This is a genomic window from Bacillus sp. sid0103 (genome assembly GCF_019219025.1).
In genome coordinates this window covers 24,322-45,131 of the sequence record NZ_JAHUWN010000027.1, presented here as the reverse complement: position 1 = coordinate 45,131, position 20,810 = coordinate 24,322, and the positions used below count along the sequence as shown (strand labels likewise).

19 protein-coding genes are annotated in these 20,810 nt (G+C 39.9%); 14 read left to right on the top strand and 5 right to left on the bottom strand.

Annotated elements, in window-relative coordinates; genetic code table 11:
* Positions 1 to 4 precede the first annotated feature (4 nt).
* The gene (locus tag KW850_RS24830) at positions 5 to 241 is read right to left on the bottom strand and encodes a hypothetical protein (protein ID WP_218350442.1); all 237 of its coding nucleotides are present in this window, start codon (positions 239 to 241) and stop codon (positions 5 to 7) included.
* 164 nt (positions 242 to 405) lie between these two features.
* Between KW850_RS24830 and KW850_RS24825 the strand changes: the two genes are divergently transcribed.
* The 5 genes from KW850_RS24825 to KW850_RS24805 all read left to right on the top strand — a co-directional run bounded on the left by KW850_RS24825 (position 406) and on the right by KW850_RS24805 (position 5,165).
* Entirely contained in the window at positions 406 to 1,203 is a 798-nt protein-coding gene (locus KW850_RS24825; RefSeq protein WP_218350441.1) for an MBL fold metallo-hydrolase, read from the top strand.
* Positions 1,204 to 1,584: 381 nt separating this feature from the next.
* Positions 1,585 to 2,319, top strand: coding sequence for a gamma-glutamyl-gamma-aminobutyrate hydrolase family protein (locus KW850_RS24820; protein WP_218350440.1), 735 nt, complete (start codon positions 1,585 to 1,587; stop codon positions 2,317 to 2,319).
* Between the two features lie 21 nt (positions 2,320 to 2,340).
* The gene (locus KW850_RS24815; protein ID WP_218350439.1) at positions 2,341 to 3,456 is read left to right on the top strand and encodes a cysteine desulfurase family protein; all 1,116 of its coding nucleotides are present in this window, start codon (positions 2,341 to 2,343) and stop codon (positions 3,454 to 3,456) included.
* A gap of 501 nt (positions 3,457 to 3,957) precedes the next feature.
* Positions 3,958 to 4,740 carry a putative protein N(5)-glutamine methyltransferase gene (locus tag KW850_RS24810; RefSeq protein ID WP_218350480.1) on the top strand — a complete coding sequence of 261 codons (783 nt, stop codon included), beginning with the start codon at positions 3,958 to 3,960 and terminating at the stop codon, positions 4,738 to 4,740.
* Positions 4,741 to 4,859: 119 nt separating this feature from the next.
* Positions 4,860 to 5,165, top strand: a complete 306-nt coding sequence (locus KW850_RS24805; protein ID WP_218350438.1) for a BC1872 family protein — start codon at positions 4,860 to 4,862, stop codon at positions 5,163 to 5,165.
* Between the two features lie 75 nt (positions 5,166 to 5,240).
* Here the strand turns inward: KW850_RS24805 and KW850_RS24800 are convergent, their stop codons facing one another.
* The 4 genes from KW850_RS24800 to KW850_RS24785 form a co-directional block, all read right to left on the bottom strand.
* A complete protein-coding gene (locus tag KW850_RS24800) occupies positions 5,241 to 5,774 on the bottom strand; it encodes a GNAT family N-acetyltransferase (protein WP_218350437.1) in 534 nt (177 codons plus the stop codon).
* Positions 5,775 to 5,831: 57 nt separating this feature from the next.
* Positions 5,832 to 6,611, bottom strand: a complete 780-nt coding sequence (locus KW850_RS24795) for a Cof-type HAD-IIB family hydrolase (RefSeq protein ID WP_218350436.1) — start codon at positions 6,609 to 6,611, stop codon at positions 5,832 to 5,834.
* Positions 6,612 to 6,930: 319 nt separating this feature from the next.
* Positions 6,931 to 7,611: a zinc metallopeptidase gene (locus tag KW850_RS24790; RefSeq protein WP_218350435.1), complete on the bottom strand. Its 681-nt coding sequence runs from the start codon at positions 7,609 to 7,611 to the stop codon at positions 6,931 to 6,933.
* 135 nt (positions 7,612 to 7,746) lie between these two features.
* Complete coding sequence (locus tag KW850_RS24785) at positions 7,747 to 10,320, bottom strand: substrate-binding domain-containing protein (protein ID WP_256358434.1); 2,574 nt, start codon at positions 10,318 to 10,320, stop codon at positions 7,747 to 7,749.
* A 256-nt stretch (positions 10,321 to 10,576) separates the two neighbouring features.
* Between KW850_RS24785 and KW850_RS24780 the strand changes: the two genes are divergently transcribed.
* From KW850_RS24780 to KW850_RS24740, 9 genes are all read left to right on the top strand, one after another.
* Positions 10,577 to 11,290: a LytR/AlgR family response regulator transcription factor gene (locus KW850_RS24780; protein WP_218350433.1), complete on the top strand. Its 714-nt coding sequence runs from the start codon at positions 10,577 to 10,579 to the stop codon at positions 11,288 to 11,290.
* Positions 11,291 to 11,488: 198 nt separating this feature from the next.
* On the top strand, positions 11,489 to 12,364 hold the full coding sequence (locus KW850_RS24775; protein ID WP_218350432.1) for a substrate-binding domain-containing protein: 876 nt from the start codon (positions 11,489 to 11,491) through the stop codon (positions 12,362 to 12,364).
* 198 nt (positions 12,365 to 12,562) lie between these two features.
* Positions 12,563 to 13,732, top strand: a complete 1,170-nt coding sequence (locus KW850_RS24770; RefSeq protein WP_218350431.1) for a substrate-binding domain-containing protein — start codon at positions 12,563 to 12,565, stop codon at positions 13,730 to 13,732.
* A 65-nt stretch (positions 13,733 to 13,797) separates the two neighbouring features.
* Positions 13,798 to 15,294, top strand: coding sequence for a sugar ABC transporter ATP-binding protein (locus KW850_RS24765; RefSeq protein ID WP_218350430.1), 1,497 nt, complete (start codon positions 13,798 to 13,800; stop codon positions 15,292 to 15,294).
* Entirely contained in the window at positions 15,275 to 16,255 is a 981-nt protein-coding gene (locus KW850_RS24760) for an ABC transporter permease (protein ID WP_218350429.1), read from the top strand. Before KW850_RS24765 ends, KW850_RS24760 begins: the two co-directional genes overlap by 20 nt.
* A gap of 202 nt (positions 16,256 to 16,457) precedes the next feature.
* Positions 16,458 to 17,636, top strand: a complete 1,179-nt coding sequence (locus KW850_RS24755; protein WP_218350428.1) for a Gfo/Idh/MocA family protein — start codon at positions 16,458 to 16,460, stop codon at positions 17,634 to 17,636.
* The gene (locus KW850_RS24750; RefSeq protein ID WP_218350427.1) at positions 17,633 to 18,604 is read left to right on the top strand and encodes a sugar phosphate isomerase/epimerase family protein; all 972 of its coding nucleotides are present in this window, start codon (positions 17,633 to 17,635) and stop codon (positions 18,602 to 18,604) included. The genes KW850_RS24755 and KW850_RS24750 overlap by 4 nt, the downstream gene beginning before the upstream one ends.
* Before the next feature lie 37 nt (positions 18,605 to 18,641).
* Positions 18,642 to 19,676: a zinc-dependent alcohol dehydrogenase family protein gene (locus KW850_RS24745; protein ID WP_256358433.1), complete on the top strand. Its 1,035-nt coding sequence runs from the start codon at positions 18,642 to 18,644 to the stop codon at positions 19,674 to 19,676.
* Between the two features lie 115 nt (positions 19,677 to 19,791).
* Positions 19,792 to 20,637, top strand: coding sequence for a sugar phosphate isomerase/epimerase family protein (locus tag KW850_RS24740; RefSeq protein ID WP_218350426.1), 846 nt, complete (start codon positions 19,792 to 19,794; stop codon positions 20,635 to 20,637).
* The last annotated feature ends 173 nt before the right edge of the window (positions 20,638 to 20,810 follow it).

The following is a 20,810-nucleotide window of genomic DNA, read 5'->3' as shown; positions in this document are numbered from 1 at the left end:
TGCATCAATAGTAATTAAAGCCTAGATAGATGATATAAATTATGATAGCTGTCATTGCGATAATCCAGACAAGAAACACCGGATTTAGTAAATAAGGATGTCGTTGTGTGCCCTCATTGATTTGTGTATCGAATTCCCCCGATTTAGTACTAACCATTCTTCCTGTACCTAAAGTAACAACTAAACCAACGATTAAGATTAACAATACAGCTCCAGCTAAAATGAGATGCCAATTATTCATGAGTAACCCACCTTTTTCTTCATATAATTTGAGAAAATGTGGCCAAATATTCATAAATAGGATTAATTTTCTTCAGGAAAATATGATTGATTATTCATTCATTTTTCGATACAGTTATATTAAATATTCGGAAAATTAAAAAAAGAGAGGTGCAGGTCTCAATTATGATAAACGTGTTTACGAATGAAGAAGTTTTATGTATTGAGGGGAATGTTCAAAGCGCTGGTCTCAAATTAGGAACGGTTTATTCTTTTTTGGTTGATGGAATGCTAATTGATACAGGAACCCAATGTCTTGAATCAGAACTAATCCCAATTTATGAGCAGCAAAGTATTGATTTGGTCACGTTAACGCATAGCCATGAAGACCATTCCGGTCTAGCGCCATGGATTCAAAAGCATAAGCATGTTCCAATCTATGTCCATCCAAACGGTATTCCTATTTGTAATCAGCATTGTCCCTATCCAAAGTACCGACAACTTACCTGGGGAGTACGGACGCCCTTTGATGCCTTACCGCTTGGGGAAAAAGTTCAATCCCGCAATCAAGAATGGAAAGTGATCTATACACCTGGACATGCCGATGATCATGTCTCATTCTTTCATGAAGAATCAGGCCGATTATTTTCGGGTGATTTATTCGTAACAACACGAACGAAAGTCATTATGGACAGCGAATCGATCCCTGTGATTATCCATTCATTACGTACACTGCTCACCTATGATTTTCAGTCGCTGTACTGTGCGCATAGTGGGTATATTGAGGATGGTAAAAGCAGGATGAAGCAAAAGTTAGATTATCTTGAAAATCTTTCTGGCGAAGTGGAAAATCTCTACAATGAAGGGCGCTCCATAGATGAGATTACTCAAATGCTTTTTCCAAAAAAGTACCCCATTATTGCTTTTTCAGATGGGCAATGGGATTCTCGGCATATCATCTCTTCAATTGTATCAGCCTGTTAAATCAAAAAAAGCTGAAAAAGGTTAGATTACCTTTTCCAGCTTTTATTAGTTTAGGTCCGTTAATTCTGATGAATGAACCAATTGTATATTATGTAGACTATCTACTTCCTTAATTTCGCAATATCCCGAAGTGTACTTATAAAGAATTAAGTATTTCTTGCCATTGTAAAGAACATACTCCATTTTATCTCCATCCTTTTCCAATCTAAAATAATTGTATGGTTGCCATACATAGTAATCTATGAAGTTCGAATAAAGATTATGTAAATTTTTTTGAAGAAATTTGGATTTGAAGGATGGACACCTTCAAAAATAATAACTTATCGTATGAATGTGTTAGAATTATGATGATAGTGTTACAAAGTTTAAGGGGGAAGAAATTTGAACAAGAAACCAATTATTGGCATAACAGGTGCCTATGTGAAACATAACGAATTTATGGAAGGTGTCTATGTGCACCATGATTATCATAAAAGTGTTGCTGCCAATGGGGGAGTACCGATTATCCTTCCCTACATTAACCCTGAGATATCAATAGAAACGCTTGCATTATGCGACGGAATTATCCTCAGCGGGGGAGAGGACGTTGATCCAAACCTTTTTGGTCAGGAGCCACATCACAATTTAGGTCCAACAACACCGGAGAGGGACTTGGCAGAAATTGCAATCGTGAAATATGCACTTGAAAACAACATCCCACTGCTTGCCATTTGCAGAGGTGTTCAAATTTTGAATGTCGCCCTTGGCGGGACGTTAATCCAGGACATCCCGAGTCAAGTCAATGATTCAATTCAACATTCACAAAAAATAGAGAGAAGTAGGGATACACACTGGGTGACTCTCTCCACAAATAGTAAATTATTTGAAATCATTGGATCTGAACGAGTGCGTGTGAATAGTCTGCATCATCAAGCAATCGATAAAGTAGCCAATGATCTTTGTGTCGTTGCCCAATCATCTGACGGGATCGTTGAAGCGGTTGAGTATATCCATCCAACCACATTTACGGTCGGTGTTCAGTGGCATCCTGAATCAATGGCGAATAAAGACCTTGCCATGAACAATTTATTCAAAGAATTTATAAGCAGCAGTGCAAAGGTACCAGTTTCAATCTAAGGGGAAGGAAGGAGTCATAGGATGGAAAAAATTTATCTTGATTACAATGCCAGTACACCGATAGCACCTGAAGTAGCCGAAACGATGAAGCCGCTCCTGGAGCATTTTTATGGGAATCCGTCGGCCTTACATTGGGCAGGGTTACCGGTGAAAAATATATTACATCAAGCCCGAGTACAGGTGGCCGAATTAATTGACTGTTCCCCAAAAGAAGTTATTTTTACAAGCGGGGGAAGTGAAGCCAACAATCTTGCGATAAAGGGTTTTTATTTTAAAAATCGGCATAAAGGTAATCATATCATTACTTCTAAAATTGAACATCCTGCGATAATGAATCCTTGCAAATTTCTTGAACAATTTGGGGCAAAGGTCACATATGTAGACGTTGACCGGTATGGGAAGGTTACACTAGAAGAAATAAAAAAAGCTATTACAAAAGAAACCATTCTGATTTCGATTATGCACTCCAACAATGAAACAGGTACCCTGCAGCCGATCAAGGAAATTGGGGAGATAGCTAAAAAGCATGGGATCGTTTTTCATACGGATGCTTCCCAATCGGTTGGAAAAGTCCGTGTGAAGGTGGATGAATTGAATGTGGATATGCTTACAATTGCTGGCCATAAACTCTATGCACCAAAAGGAATTGGTGCGTTGTATATCAGAGAGGGAATTCAGCTCGAACCTCTCATCCATGGAGCGGGGCATGAATTTGGTCTTCGGGCAGGTACAGAAAATACTTTACTGGCGGTAGGTTTAGGTAAGGCCTGTGAACTAGCAGAGCAATATATAGGAAATTTTCTAGTAAAGGAATTGACCGAGTATTTTTGGTCGCGATTAAAAGATGCGTTCGGGGAACTAGTAGTATTGAATGGCCATCCGGAGGACCGTCTCCCGAATACATTGAATGTCAGTTTTGTTAGAAAAGTAGGTCAAGATCTGTTAAATGCGATTCCTCAACTAGCTGCATCCAATGGCTCAGCATGTCATGCCGGCAGTATTGAATTATCACCGGTTTTAAAGGTGATGGATGTTCCTGAAGAAATTGGAATGGGTGCTATTCGCTTTAGTTTAGGCAGGGATACGACTAAAGATGAAATTGATCAAGTGGTGGAACTGTTAAAAGGGATATTGTAAAACAAAGGCTAAGGGACTACTTATCGCAGGTAGTCCTTTTTTCTGTGGGGTAACTAGGCTTAGAGAGTGCGTCTATTTTACCGAAGCGAGTTGATTTGATGTGGTAGGGTAAGAAAGAGTCGTCTTATTTTACCGAAGCGAGTTGATTTGATGTGGTAGGGTAAGAAAGAGTCGTCTTATTTTATCGAAGCGAGCTGATTTGATGTGGTAGGGTAAGAAAGAGTCGTCTTATTTTAATGAAGCGAGCTGATTTGATGTGGTAAGGTAAGAAAGAGTCGGTTATCTTACCGAAGTTAGTTGATTTAATATGGTAGGGTAAAAAAGGGGCGTCTTATTTTACCGAAACGGAATAATTATTAGAGGGGGGTAATAAAAGAGCCTCTTATTTTACCGAAACCAGAAAATATAAAAGGTCCTAGACAGTGTTTTATTGAATTGATATTTGCACAACTTATAGGGAAAGAATGGGTGGTATTTATAGTAAAGCAATTTAAATTCTATATGGATGACCAAACTGTCGAAAAAATAATTCATAGGCTCCGTACCTCTGGTTGTGTCTTTGCAGAAGAAGAGGCTCTACTTCTTATTTCTGAAGCACAGACAATGGATGAACTTAAGAAAATGGTCGAAATGCGAGTCGGGGGATTACCAGTTGAACACGTTATTGGGTACACAGAATTCTGTGGTCTGAGGATAAAGATAGACTCGGAAGTCTTCGTGCCTCGCCAACGAACAGAGTTTCTTGTCCGCCAGGCACAAACGCTTACTTGTTTAGGGGATATCGTTGTTGATATGTGTTGCGGGTCAGGAGCTGTAGGTGCTGCACTTGCAGCAACTTTAGGCCAAGTAGTGTTATACTCTGTTGACCTCGACCCCGCTGCGGTACGCTGTGCTGGCGGCAACATATCAGCTTTCGGTGGCCACGTTTTTCAAGGAGATTTGTATAAAGCTCTACCCTGTTCCCTTCAAGGCCGTGTGAAAATCATAGTTGCAAATGCTCCTTACGTACCTACCGAGTCCATCAAGTTGCTTCCTCGGGAGGCTCGCATATATGAACCAAAACTGGCCCTTGACGGAGGAAAAGACGGACTTGACCTACAGCGTATGTTAGCGAAAGAAGCACCTCTCTGGTTAGCTCCAGGAGGGCACCTTTTGGTAGAAACGAGCGAACAACAAGCAACCCAAACCTTTGAAATTTTTTCTCATAACGGGCTGATCCCGAAAGCAACCAGAAATGATGAATTGGACGCCACGGTCATCATCGGCACTAATCCTGTCATCTAAAGTAAAGATACAACTAGTACAAACACAAAGAAGTGTCATTAAATTGAAAATGATTTTGCAGGGCCGGCTCGATGAAAATGGTAAAATAATCACATACAGAGAAAAGGAGACAGAAAGAAATGAACCAAGTAGAAATTATTGCTCGTAGAATACTAGGTTGGAAGTTAAATAGATGGGACAGATGGTTCGATTATGAAACGGGGACATTCATTCCTGTTGCTGATTTTCAACCAGAGCAAAATCTTGACCATGCGATGCTCATCGTTGAAAAGTTAAAGGATTTCGGGTTCACCTATACAACCAATGGGGACTCCGAAGTTCGCTTTAATAACATATGTGAGACAGGCGATACATTAGCACAAGCCATCACCAATGCAGCCTTCACGATTGCTGATAACAGCTCCATCGCTGAGGAATGGATGTGAAAATTAAAAAGACGTTCAATACATATAAAAAGCTTGTAGATATAAGTCCATATGGACATATCCTACAAGCTTTTATTATTGCTTTTTGCTTCGTAAAACAGTTATAAATCCATCCAAAATCTCATGGCTTACAGAAAATCCTTTGCGTTTATAAAATTCCAGCGCGTCATTATTTCCATTAGAGACAAATATAAAATAATCTTCAACCTCATCAAATTGATTTAACCATTCCATCGACATCTTGAAAAGTTTAGAACCAACCCCGTACTTGCGGTATTCTTCCTTAATATAAAATTGCGATAAACAACCTACATTCTGCCTTCCTACCGAAGAAAGGTCAAAAAAAGTGGCAAAGTCATTGGAATAGGCCTCTTTGGGAGAGATATTGGAATATACATACCCAACGCTTTGATCCCCGTCTTTTACGATCACAATATAATTGTGAATGGCGCTATTTATGGAAGGAACCATCCGGGTGTCAAAATTCATGCTATCAAACAATTCTGGTGTTATGTACGCTCTCGACTTTTGAAAAGCCATCAGTTCATTGCATAAATCTCGGCATTTTTCTATTTCTTCATCCGAGATCACTTCATAAGATAAATTCATTTTCTCCCACTCCTTATCTCCCAATTGCAATATTGAAATCAGAAAAGAGCACTCCGTTCAAATTAAACCGAGGCGCTCTAATCCATAGCGGACACCGTCTTCTTCTGCTGAGAGGGTCACCATATTGGCCACTTTTTTTAACTCTTCGCGGGCATTTCCCATTGCGACGCCCATTCCGACCAAAGACAGCATTTCCATATCATTTAATCCATCCCCAAAGGCAACTGCTTCATTAGGAGCAATCCCAAGCTTTTCTAATAGTTTACTGAGACCAACAGCCTTGTTTGAATTTGACAAATTCACATCACAGGTTCGAGCACCTGAACTCCATCGGCGGAAATCTAGTTCCGGAACCTTTGTTTGATAATGCTGTTCTTCCTCAACATCACAATGAAGAAACAATTGATAAATTTCTTGGTCAGTCCAAAATTGCGGCGGAGCAAGCTCAGGCTTCCATGGATCATGCTGGTAGGCTTCCAAAACAAATGGATGGCTTAGGTCGGTTGCTTTAAAACTTGTTTTGCTCAAATAGGTAAGAGGATGTTGAAAATCATTAGACAATTGATGAACTTTCTCTAATACAGGTTTCTCAATGGCACTTTTGTATATTTCTTTTCCTTCATGGTAGGCATAGGAACCATTAAAAAAGACCATCGAATCGACTCCGGTTTCTTGAAGAATCGACTCTGTAAAATATGGTGCTCTCCCAGTGGCAATTACCACTTTCATTTGTTTCTCCTTTAACCGCTGGATGGCATCCTTTGTGGCGTGACTAAGTGTTTTTCCATGCGGGAGGATGGTTCCGTCTATATCTAAGATGACAACTTTGTAATTCATAAAACACACTCCTATGATGCATTCTCACTTTATAAGCCATTATTCTATAGCACAGTATACCATGTTTGAACTTAAAGGGTATCTGAGTGGGTTTTCATTATACATGAAGGAATAATGATATGCATCTTTAACGCAGGTGAACGTTGAATTTTTTTTGCAAATTTCCTGTTGCCGCTCCGTATTTCAAACCATCGAACCAGTTTAGATCTGAAATAGTTCAAATGAATATGATAAATCATATTTATTTGACAATAACAATATTATGTAAACAGATTAAAGATATTTCCACCATCCCATTATAGGATGGCGGTTTTAATTTTTAATCCTCATCATTTTGCATACCAGTAAACATAAGAACAAAACGAAGTAACTCCGCAACGGCTACTACTGTTGCAGCCACATATGTTAAGGCAGCAGCATTGAGTACTTTCTTTGCACGATACTCTTCATCATTTCTGATCAGACCCGAACCAACCATTACATTCAGCGCTCTAGAACTCGCATTGAATTCAACAGGCAAGGTAACCACCTGAAATAGTACGGCCGCGCCCATAGCTATGATTCCAAGTAATAAAAGGTTGGCAGATGATAGGAGGACACCAATTAAAATTAAGATAAATGAAAAATTCGAGCCGATATTCGCCACAGGTACTAATGCATGTCTAACACGTAATGGGACATATCCATCTTTTTGCTGGAGACAGTGTCCAACCTCGTGAATCGCAACAGAAATTGCTGCAATGGAAGTGCCATGGTAATTCGTCGAGGAAAGTCTAACACAACGACTTCTTGGATCATAGTGGTCCGATAAGTGACCTCTGACTTCTTCGACGGAAACATCGTACAAACCGTGTTCATTTAAGATTCTTCTAGCTGCTTGGGCTCCTGTTAATCCTGCAGAGGCTCCCACTTTTAAAAATTTCGAATAGGTATTTCTTAAATACATCTGCACAAATATTGGAATTATCATGATTAGAATAAAATAAACAATATAACCCATGATGTATGCTCCTTCTCAAGATGCTAATATATACATTATTATACTTTAAGGTCTACTTTTTTAGTAATAAAGTGCTTTTGAAAAAAAGGACATTTTACGAAAGGTTGGTTTTTTCTCCTGTTTTATTTATATATTTCATTCATCAGTTATAAACCTTTTAATAACATCCGGAGCTTCCTCGTTATAAACTAACTTCCAAGCATCAAGAACATTCTCTTTTGTTACTCTTAAAGGGGGAACAGCTACATAAGCTGGAGCCTGTTTTCCAATCAGTGCATAACCTGCCAAGATGGCTTCCGCCACTCCTTGTTGGTAAGGCAGCTGGGCACCCAATCCCTTAATAAGTCCATCTTTAACCATTTCTAATACAACATTAACCCCCATATCAATCGTTGTGATAACTAGATGATCAGCACCTGCCTTACGTGCTGCAGCTATGACTCCTTCGGCAGGATCACTCCATACAACAAAGATTCCGGCCAAATCTTTATTTTTCGTTAACATACTAGTTGCTGCAATTTCTCCTTCATATGGACCTACAATCCCTCTACGGTCCACAATTTTTATGTTTGGATAATGTTTCATTATCATATTTTCAAATGATTCTGTCCTTTGTTTTGTGGCGAAGAAGTCGGCAGCATGATAAATAACCCCAATCTTGCCTTTGTAAGATAATTTCTCGGCCATAATATGTGCTGCCTCACTACCGTTTCCATAATTGTCAGCAGATACAATGCTAACATAATCCCTTCTAGGCAGTAATCCCTTTGGTACATTGTCTATAAAGACCAGATGAACCCCAGTTCTCGACGCAACTTGGAAGGTGTTTGACGTTTTTTCCGGATCAACAGGAATCCCTACTATAATATCTGGCTTTAATTCTAAGATGTTTTCAATATCTACCACTTGCTTCTCCCATTTAAAATGTGCATCTGTCACCGCAACTACCTCAATACCTATTTTCTTAAAAGTGGCTTTTAGCCCTTCCACTTGAGACCTGGACCAATCATTATCTGTATAGTGCATGGAAATGGCAGCTTTATATTTTTTATCCTTCAGTTGCTTTAGATCCTTTACCGATAACTGTAGTGTTTTAGCAGAAACAGCTTCCTCACCGTATGGACCTGTACTTAAAATTTTACGTTCGGGAATATTTTGATTGATCGTACTCGTTAGAGTCTCGTTTACCGTTGTTAAGAATCCCTTTACATTAATGGGTTTTATCACATAATTATCAAACCCTTTGTTTAATGTATGCTGGATGTCATGGGGCAAAGCATTGGCACTTACCGCAATAATCGCGATATCTTTCGTATTCTCATCCTTTTTTAAACGGTCAAATAATTCGAAACCATGGATATCCGGGAGGTTAAGATCCAGCAGAATTAAATCGACTTTTTCAGTCCTAGCCAGTTCTAATCCTTCTTTTCCGGAACGTGCCGTTAAGATGGTATAGGAGGGTTCCGATTTCAGGATGCTTATGACCAAATTTAAATTAGATTGATTATCTTCCACATATAGCAAACAGTAGTGATCAGTCTTGCCATTCTTAGCTGGAAGATCGATCACTTCTTCACCCCATTGCATCGCAGCCTTTAATTCATAGGGAAGAGGGAGTCGAAAGCAAAAATCACTGCCTATTCCTTTTTTGCTAGTCACACTGATTTTTCCGCCCATCACCTGGACAAGCTGCTTGACCAAAGACAATCCAATGCCCGTACCTTCCTCTTGTGTCCCTTCAATCCGATAAAATGGGACAAACACTTTCTGATATTCTTCAACTGAAAGCCCGACTCCTGTATCGGCGATATGAATAACAGCCTCGTTTTGTTTCATATAAGAGAAAATCATGACTTTGCCGTCTTCCCGGTTATATTTGATGGCATTATCGAGAAGATTAAGAAGGATTTGTTTCAGACGGATAGCATCGGCAAGAACGACTATTGTTTGCGATTGATCCAATTGGTTATGAATCGTAATTCTCTTCTTCTTGACAAGCGGCTGGACGATATTGATACATTCACTGATAATGGTCGGAAGGTCTACCTCTTCTATCGAAACTTTTAATTGGCCTGTATCGATTCTTGAAAGATCTAAAATATCATTAATTAAACTTAATAGATGCTTTCCTCCGCTTAAGATCTCTTGGACAAAGTCCTGCTGCTCCTCATTTAAGGTTTCATCTATTTCTAATAGCTGGGCAAAACCAAGGATTCCGTTCAAAGGGGTCCGGAGTTCATGACTCATTTTGGAAAGAAAGTCCGATTTGGTTAGGTTTGCTTTTTCCGCCGCTTCTTTTGCCTGAATGATTGTTTGTTCCATCTTTTTTCGTTCGGTAATATCCGATATGGTCACAAGCGCGGCTTGTTCCCCGTCTTTATGTAATTTAAGTGGTTTTGAAGTAATGGAAAGCCATTTAGTCCCATTATTTCGATCGCTTACTCCCAAGACATAATCATGGAAAGGAATCCCCTGTTCGAGGGTGATGATTCCAGGCAATTCTGAATAGGGTAGGGAGGATCCGTCTTCTTTTACATAATCTAATTTGCTTACATTTGCTTCCGTTAATAAATCGGATTTAATACCAAGTACTTTTTCAACATTTTCATTAAGCGCAATCATTCTACCCGACTTTTTATGAATAATGACGCATTCAGACATGGTTTGTAAAACTTCTTTATATAAATTTTCGTTAGGGGTGATTTCCATTTTTATACCCTGCCTTCCGAAAGAATAGTCATGCATTTTCCCGAAGCCGTAGCTTTAGTATAGTCCACAGTAATTCTTCTTTATAACTGCAAAAAACCGCCATACCTAATTAATATTAAAATACTTCCTATCCTGCTTAAACTGCCTTATACTGAGAGTAGTTAGTTTGACAGCGATTTCAAATAGTAGTATGTTATCTATTAATTTTTATATTAATGTTCCAATTAAATAGAAGCTTTTAATATGAGGTGATCTTTTGAGAGTTTTAATTGCAGAGGACCATGCACCATCCAGAAAACTATTGAAGCATCTCATTAAACCTTTGCAGAGTTATGAAATGGTTGGAGAAGCAGTTAATGGTGAGGATTTAATTTGCAAGGTGATTGTTGAAAAGCCAGACATCATTTTGGTTGATATTAATATGCCATTGTTGAATGGGATGGAAGCGGTGAAATCTTGTAAAAAAGTAGTCCCTTCATTGCAAGTTATCTTTATCACCGGGCATGATGAGTTTGCCTTAGAAGCTTTTAGTGTAAATGCAATCGATTACATTGTCAAACCTATTGACCGTGACCGTCTTTATGCAGCGTTAGGACGAGCAGCTGCACTTGCTAAGACTCCAGCCGAAAGCGAGCGCCCAACCGTTAAGAAGGATTTAATGGTTAAACAGTCCAATCAGTTTTCTTTTATACCGTTAGATGACATTATTTTTATTGAACGAGCGGACCGAAAGGCCGTCATCCATACAATTGATCAAAAAATAGAGGTAAATGAGGCGTTAACGAATCTTGAAGAACTCCTTGATTCCCGTTTTGTAGCCTCCCATCGTTCCTATATTATTAATTTGCAATATTTAAAGAGGATTGAAACGGCAGGGCAAACGTACAAAGCATATTTTAAAAATTATGAGGAGACAGCAAAGGTTTCCAAGAATAAGTTAGCAGAATTACAAAAAAATAAATCGTTGTGAGGTCCGGGTTTACCGGACCTCAATTTTTTTGTTTTTTTAAAAAATTTATGATTTTATTGTCCGAATGAACGATGATTGTGTCCAAAAGGATAGAAAACGATTTCAGTTGGAAAAAAACCTTGTCGGAAGATGATTAGACGACAATTTTGTAATCGATTACAATCCAAATATAGAAACAAGAAAGGACAAATAACAAAGATGGTAGGGATTGTAGATGTAGCAAAGAAGGAAATTGTTTCTGCTAAAACCATTCTAGTTGTTGTGCCTGACATTACAAATCCGTTTTTTTCAAAGGTGTTTAGGGGGATTGAAGCAGTAGCGGTTACAAATGGATATCAAGTTATACTCGGCGATACAGGCAATGATCTGGAACGAGAAAAGTGGTTTTTAAACCTTTTGCATCAAAAAAAAGCAGATGGAATGGCTTTATTAACTGCTCAAACGGATGCAGCAACCGTTGAAGAGGCGGCCCAAAGATTTCCGTTGGTCCTTGCGTGTGAGTATTTGGAAGGTTCCAACATCACAACTGTTTCGATTGATAACATAAGCGGTGCCAGAAATGCAACGGAATATTTAATCGATTTGGGACACGAAAGAATTGGATGCATTATTGGACCTCTCAATAGTGTCTTGAACCGAGACCGTCTCAAAGGATTTTATCAAGCAATGTCAAGCAACAACCTTATCGTGGATCCTGTGTTAGTCCAGGAAGGTGATTTCTCTTTTGAAAGCGGTTTTAACCTTATGATGAAGTTTTTTGCCATTGGTCAACTCCCATCTGCGATTTTCGCTGCCAATGATGAAATGGCAATGGGAGTCATTAAAGCCATTAAATCTAAGGGGCTTAAGGTGCCAGAGGATATTTCGGTTCTCGGTTTTGATAATCTGAAATTCTCGTCCATATTCGAACCAGGTCTGACAACGATTGCCCAGCCCGCGTTTGAAATTGGTGAGAAAGTGGCGGAATTATTATTGAGGCTCATCAACAAAGAGGAAATCAAACACGAGCAAATGTTTTTAGCTAACCAGTTGATTGTAAGAAAGTCTTGTCAGCAGTATGTGAAAATTTTTTAGGAAAAAATGTAATCAATTACATTTTTTGAAGTCCATAGAAGCCTGGTTTTATAACTTAAATGAATGTAATCCATTACTAGTAATATTCTATTAAGCTTACATTTATGAAAAGGGGGTGGTGCCACACTTATAGATTGTAAGGTGGTACCGACAAATAACGGGCTTCAACTAAATAACTACTATAGTGGGGGTAATCAAATGAAAAAGAGTTTTTCTATTACAGTTTTACTGTTACTTGTTTTAAGTGTTTTTCTTGCAGGGTGTGCCGGAAAAAAATCTACATCTGAACAAGCGAGCACGAAAAAGAATGAAAACTACTCAGAAACAGCTTCAGGTCCATTAACGATCAATCCAAAGATTCCTGATTTAGCGGTACAAGATAAAGGGCCGAACGGAGAACAGGCCGTTTCAGCTAAGACATTGCAGCTTACGGAAGATGAGCTAAAGAAGATTAAAGAAGGTAATTATAAAGCAGCGATTGTTATGCACTACTCTGGTACTGACTATATGAATGCCGCAGTTGGTGCGATGAAGGATACATTTAAGAAGATGGGCATCAAGATCGTTGCTGTAACAGATGCACAGTTCAAAGCGGAAAAGCAAGTAAATGATATCGAAACCGTTTTAGCGAAAAAGCCGGACATTATGATTTCTGTTCCAGTTGATGCCGTATCTACCGCACCAGCTTATAAAAAGGCTGTTGCCCAAGGCGTAAAGTTAGTATTCATGGATGGTGCTGCACAAGGTTTAGTTGCAGGTAAAGATTACATCAGTATTGTGTCTGGTGACAACATGGGTAACGGAGCAACCGCAGCAGACATTATGGCTGAAAAACTTGGCGGAAAGGGTAAAGTTGGCATTGTGTATCACGATGTAAACTTCTTTGTAACCAAAAACCGTTCTGATGCTTTTGAAAAAAGAATCAAAGAAAAATATCCAAATATTGAGATTGTCGCAAAAAGTGGGATTACTGGTCCAAATCAGGCAGAAGAAGTAGCATCTGCTATGTTGACAAGACACCATGATATTGATGGTATCTTCGCTCCATGGGATGTACCGGCTGAAGGTGTAATGGCTGCAGCAAGAACGGCTGGCAGGGATGACCTAGTTGTTACAACAGTTGACTTAGGTACAAACGTAGCAATCTCCATTGCACAAGATGGAATTGTTAAAGGTCTTGGAGCACAGCTGCCATATGACCAAGGTGTAGCACAAGCGATCCTTGCCGGCTATGCCTTATTAGGAAAAGAAGCACCAGCGTATGTTGCTTCACCATCCATCAAAGTTACGAAAGAGAATGTATTAGATGAATGGAAGTTAATCTACGGAACAGAGGCTCCTGACACAGTAAAAAATGCGATGAAATAATTTTAAAAAAAGGATAGAGGCTGCTTTTGAAAGCAGCCTATAACATAAAAAGAAGGTGAACTTGGATGGAACAACCGATTCTCGAAATGAGAGGTATTAATAAAGCTTTTAATGGGATTACCGTTTTAAACGATGTCCATTTTTCCGTCAAAAAAGGTGAAGTTCACGCCTTGATGGGGGGAAATGGTGCCGGGAAATCGACGTTAATGAAAATCCTCACAGGCGTATACTCTGCAGACAGCGGCGAGATTTTAATTGAAGGAAAACCGGTAAGCATTAAAAGTTATGATGATGCTCAAAAGAATAATATATCGATGATTTTCCAAGAGTTTAGTTTAATTCCTACCCTTACCGTCGCCCAAAACATCTATCTTACTCGTGAGAAGAAAACATCATTAGGGCTGCTCGATGATAAGGATTGTGAGAAGAAAACAGAAAAATTGCTAGAAGAATTAGGCGTAGATATTAGACCGAATGATGTAGTTCAAAACTTGGGGGTTGGCTATTGGCAGATGACGGAAATTGCCAAAGCACTTTCCCAAGAAGCAAAGATTCTGATTATGGATGAGCCAACCTCGTCCTTAACCAAAAATGAAACGAAAGTACTCTTTAGTTTTATTAACAAATTGAAAGCAAAAGGTTATTCCATCATCTATATTTCTCACCGGATGGATGAAATCTTTGAAATATGTGACCGAATCACGATTATGCGTGATGGCCGATATATCACAACAGAAAAATGCAGTGAAACCGATCTTGATACTGTAATTTCACATATTGTCGGTATGCAATTTGACCAAGCGTTTGAATGGAAAGAACGTTTCTACGCAACGGACGTGCCGCCGATTTTTGAAGTAAGAAACTTAAATGCCGAACATGTCCAGGATATTAATCTAAAAATTCAGCCGGGTGAAATCGTCGGAATTGCCGGGTTAATGGGAAGCGGCCGGACGGAATTACTTCGAAATCTCTTTGGGATTGACCCAATTAAGAGTGGAGACATCTACATCAATGGTCAAAAACAATCCATTAAGAACCCAAAGAATGCCATAGAAGCCGGACTTGCACTGATTCCGGAGGACCGCCGGATGCAAGGATTGGTCCTTGAACATAGTGTCAAGGATAATATGATTCTTCCAATTCTTTCGAAGGTGAAAAAAGGAGCTTTTATTGATAGTAAGAAATCCAATGAGATTAGTAATGAATTTGTTAGGAAGTTAAATATTAAAACAGATAATATTTTTAAAAAGGCCGGGTTGTTATCGGGCGGTAATCAGCAAAAAATCGTTCTAGCCAAATGGCTGGCGAACGACCCTACTGTCTTGATGTTGGATGAACCAACAATTGGTGTGGATATAGGTGCAAAAACAGAAATTGTTGAAATTATTCGAGCTATGGCCGAAAACGGCAAGGCGATCCTTGTGGTTTCCTCCGAGCTCCCAGAACTGCTTGCTTTGAGTGACCGTGTGATCGTCATGCATGATGGGAAAATCAAAAAGGAAATGACCCGCAGGGAGATTAAATCAGAGGAGGAATTACAATATGCAATCCAAGGTTTCTAGTATTCAAAAGGCAGCAACTCCTTCATTGAAAGGATTCGAGTGGCGTAATTATATTGTCTATTTTGCCTTCGTGGGCGTATTAATCTATTTTTCTATCAGCTTAAGTGATGAAGGTTTTTTAACTTCAGGGAACTTATTAAACATTGTTAGACAAACAGCGACGATTTCTTTGATGGCGTTGGCAATGACATTTGTTATTAGTACAGGGGAGATTGACCTTTCTGTTGGTTCCATTGCTGCCCTTTCTTCTCTAGTCGGTGCATTAGCCATCCAAGCGGGTTATGGCATTATTGGTGGACTCATCGGCGGTGTAGGTACTGGACTTGTGGTTGGATTAATCAATGGTTTGCTAGTAACAAAAGTAGCGATTCCTTCCTTCTTGGTAACACTGGGAACGATGGGAGCCATTAAAGGTGCTGCGATGTGGGTTACAGATACTGCTCCAGTTCCTATTGTAGACGCAAATTTCAATTTCATCTTTGGTTCAGGGGACATTGGTCCAATTCCAGTTTTACTTATTTGGACTCTAGTATTTACAGTGATTGCCCATATATTACTTCGTAAGACATCATTTGGCCGTCAGGTATTGGCGACAGGTGGTAACGAAAATGCGGCAAGATTCTCTGGCGTAAAGACAATGAAGATCAAGCTAATGGTTTTTCTTGCAACTGGTTTAATGGCTGGGTTAGCTGGTCTTCTCTATGCGGGCCGTATGAATGCCGGACGTTTTTCCTTCGGTGAAGGGGATGAGCTTTCTGTTATTGCTGCGGTTATCCTTGGTGGAACAAGCTTGTTTGGCGGTGTAGGAACAATCATCGGAACGATTGTTGGTTCCCTAATGATTGGTACGATCAACAATGGTTTGATTATTATGGGTCTTGATGTCAGCCAGCAAATGATTATCAAAGGAATTATCATTATCTTGGCGGTGGCATTTGGTAAGAAAGCGATGAAACGATAATTTTAATAGAGAATTCCGCGGAATAATATTAAGTTCCGCCGAATTCCTCCACAAATAGACGGAATTAATGATAAAACATACGGAATTGCACCAGAAATTGGCGGGATTATTGCCTAAACAGGCTTCAAAATCTCTTCAAAAAGCGCGGAATTAAAAGTTCACCCTTGAACAACAAGATTAACTTTGAACAGGAGGAAGAAAGGTGGAGAAGATTAAAGTTGGTATCATTGGTACTGGTTTTATCGGGCCAACTCACATTGAAGCCATCAGAAGGCTTGGTTTTGTAGAAGTATGCGGTTTGGCGGAAACCAGTCAAGAAATGGCTGAAAAACAGGCAGCTGAGCTTGGAATTCCGAAGGCCTTTGGTGATTACCGAGAAATGCTGAGAGACAGCGAAATCCAGGTCGTGCACAATTGCACACCAAATCATCTTCATTTTGCCATTAATAAAGAGATTATTTTAGCTGGAAAGCATGTTGTCTCAGAGAAACCACTGGCTATGAACAGTGATGAATCAGCAGAATTGTTGGAGTTAGCAGAAAAACAAGGCGTCATCCATGCGGTGAACTTTAATTACAGACAGCATGCGAGTGTACAAAACTTAAAAGCGAAAATCACTGAAGGTGATCTTGGGAAAGTGAACTTGGTTCACGGAAGCTACTTGCAGGACTGGTTATTATATGAAACAGACTACAACTGGCGTTTGGCGCCGGAAGTAGGCGGAAAGTCACGCGCAGTAGCGGACATTGGTTCCCATTGGTGTGATACCGTCCAATTTGTAACAGGCAAAAGGATTGTCGAAGTTTTTGCCGATTTAGCAACTGTTGTTCCATTAAGAAAGAAACCGACAGGAAACGTAGCTACTTTTGGGGCACAGACGGCGGAACATATGCAATATGAAGATGTACCAATTAATACAGAAGACTATGCATCCGTTCTTGTCCGGTTTGAAGATGGAGCACGAGGAGTCTTTACGGTATCTCAAGTAAGTGCTGGACGGAAAAATAGATTAAGCTTTGAGATTAATGGAAGTCAAGCTTCAGTATTTTGGAATCAGGAAGAGCCTGAGAAGCTATGGATTGGGCACCGGGATAAAGCAAATGAAGTTCTATTAGCTGATCCGGCGTTGTTTTCACCAGAGGCAAAGTCTGCTATCCATCATCCAGGAGGGCATTATGAGGGCTGGCCGGATGCTTTGAAAAATATGATGTTGAATTTCTACTCGTTTGTTCGTGACGGCAAAAGCCTGAAAACAGACAAGCCAAATTTTGCGACATTTGCAGATGGACACCTTTCGATGTGTATCACAGACGCAATCTTAGAAAGTAACCAGCAGCAGAAATGGGTGAAGGTTCAGGCTAGCAAGGAGGTACTTGCGTGAAATTAGGTGTATTTACCCCGCTGTATCAGAATCTGCCATTTGAAGAAATGCTGGATAAACTGGCAGGCATGGGTGTTGAGGCCGTTGAATTGGGGACAGGAAATTATCCCGGCAACCATCACTGTAATCCGGATGAATTGCTTGCCTCACCTGAAAAAACCAGAGCATTCCTGCGAGCGCTTGAAAAAAGGGGAATAACCATCAGTGGTTTAAGCTGCCACGGGAATCCGCTGCATCCGAATGTAACAATAGCCAAAGAGTCACATGACGTTTGGCGAAAAACCGTTTTACTGGCAGAACATTTAGAAGTTCCTGTTATCAATGGTTTTTCCGGCTGTCCGGGTGATCATCTAAGCAGCAAGAATCCAAATTGGGTTACATGTTCATGGCCGCCGGAATATTTAGACGTGTTGAACTGGCAATGGAACGAAGTCGTGATTCCTTATTGGAAAGAGGAAGCGAAATTCGCAAAACAGCACGGCATTAATCAAATTGCTTTTGAAATGCATCCCGGCTTTGTGGTCTATAATCCAGAAACATTACTGAAGTTAAGGGAGCATGCCGGAGAAAATATTGGCGCCAACTTTGATCCAAGCCACCTAATCTGGCAAGGAATTAACCCGGTCGAGGCGATTAAGAACCTTGGCCGTGAAAAAGCGATTTTCCATTTTCATGCGAAAGACACTTATTTAGATCAAACCAATATTAGTGTGAATGGTGTTTTAGATACAAAGCATTACAGCGAAATTTTAGACCGTTCATGGACATTTAGATCTGTAGGATATGGCTCGGATGAAAAAATGTGGAAAGACATTGTGAGTGCCTTAAGAGCGGTTGGTTATGATTATGTCATTTCCATTGAACATGAAGACATGCTGGCTTCAACGGACGAGGGATTAAAGAAAGCGATATCTCTATTAAAAGGCGCCATATTTAAGGAACAAGTAACTGATATGTGGTGGGCTTAATTTTTGTGATTCAAACTAACTTATTGGAGGCAGTACGATGACAACAATGCAAGCTGTATTTTTTCCAGGAGACAAAAAGGTAGAAATTCGTCAGGTTGAAATCCCAACACCAGGTCAAGGAGAAGTATTAATTCAATTAAAAGCTTCAGCAATTTGCCGAAGTGATATGAGCTTGTACTATGGAACATCTGTTTTTGAAGGAACAAAATGTGGATGCACGGTTCCTGGACATGAGCCTGCTGGAGTTATTACGGAAATAGGTAATGGTGTATCTAATTTCAAGTCGGGCGACCGTGTTGCCGTTTACTTAGCATTAGGCTGTGGTGAATGTGCTCATTGTAAGAGCGGCTACAAAATGTTCTGTAAAGAATTTAAGTGCATTGGTTTTGATTCTCATGGCGGCGACGCTGAGTATATGGTAGTTCCGGCTGAAAACTGCATGAGACTTCCAGATAGCATGAGCTTCGTAACTGCTGCCGTTTCTACAGACGCAGTGGGAACTCTTTATCATGCTCAAAAGAGATTAGGAATTTCTGGTAGAGACTACCTTGTAATCTTTGGAATGGGTCCTATGGGCGGAGCTGGTGTTATGATCGCCAAAGGCTTAGGCGCTACGGTTATTGCGGTTGACATGCTGGATGAGCGTTTAAAGCTTGCGAAGGAATTAGGTGCAGATTACACGATTAACGGAAGCGCAATGAATGTGCAAGAAGAAATTGCCCGCATTACAAACGGGGCTGGCGCAGACGCAGCGATTGATTGTTCTGGAAGCCCTTATGCTGAAAATGATGCACTAGATTGTGTAAGAGCGCATGGTCGCGTAGCATTTATTGGCGAAAGCAAAGAAACAACAATCAAACCAAGTCAGCAGTTAATTCGTAAACAAATTTCAGTAATGGGTTCATGGTACTTCCCAATTCAAGAGTTCGACGAAATTACAGAATTCATTGTGAGAAAAAATCTGCCTGTTGAAAAATTAGTGACACACCAATTTAAACTAGAAGAAGCTGAAACAGCGTTCCGTTTGTTTGATGAAAGAAAAACTGAAAAAGCTGTTTTCGTTTGGGAATAGGAAAAGCGGAAGCGCCCCGTTTAGCGGCGTAGGGAGATAAGTGAAGTCCAATAGCCGCGGGGCGCTGTAGCTAGACAGTTATCTAAGTAAAAAACATTAAAAGGAGCTGTTCAAAATGAAAGGTATTTCATTCAATACATGGGTGTATAGTAGTTTTCCAAACTGGCTTTCTTCTTATCCATTAGAGGAAGTTATCAATCGTCTTTCTTCTTTTGGTTACGATGCGATTGAAATTGGCTGTGCTGCTCCACATGCCTGGCCAGACTATCTATCACCTGAAAGAAGACAAGAAATCAAAAAATTATTAAAAGAAAAGAACTTAAAGGTTTCATCCATGCTACCAGCACCAGGCGGCGGTCCAGGGATGAACCCAAGCTCTCCTTTAAAGGAAGAAAGAGAATTTACCATCAATCACTATAAGGAAGTTGTTCGTTTAGCGCATGAATGGGAATGCCCGACGGTCATGTGGATTGCCGGCTGGGTTGTGTTTGGAACTTCGCAGCAAGAAGCATGGAACTACAGCTTGGAAGGCTTAATTGAAGTAGCCAAATATGCAAAGGATCTTGGTGTGACACTTGTGGTTGAACCAACTCCTGCAGACAGCAACCTAATTGAAACAGCTGATGATGCCTTGCTTTTAGCAGAGCAGTCAGGTATGGATAATGTCAAGGTCATGTTTGACACGTTCCATGCATTATATCGAAATGAAGTAGCCAGTGACTATGTTTACCGCATGAAGGACAAGCTTCATCATGTTCATATCGCTGACAGCGACCGCCTCCCTCCTGGACAAGGAAAATGTGATTATGATGCTGTATTAAGAGCATTAAAAGATATTAATTACGAAGGATATCTAGCAATGGAAGTCGGATTCCATGCCAGACAGTCCGAACCAGATTGGTATGCGAAAACATCGATTGCTTATTTGAAAGAAAAATTAAAAGAAATTGGCTGGGAGTAAGCATTAACCTCATATTTTTAAGATGAAATTAAAACGAGAGCTAACCTTGATAGCTAATATTCTACAAGGTTGGCTCTCTTGTTCTAGAAATTTTTACATTGTAAGTACATTTATATACTAGTAATTTGATTTCCATATTAATGCAAAAATTACATAGTATAAAAAGAATATTA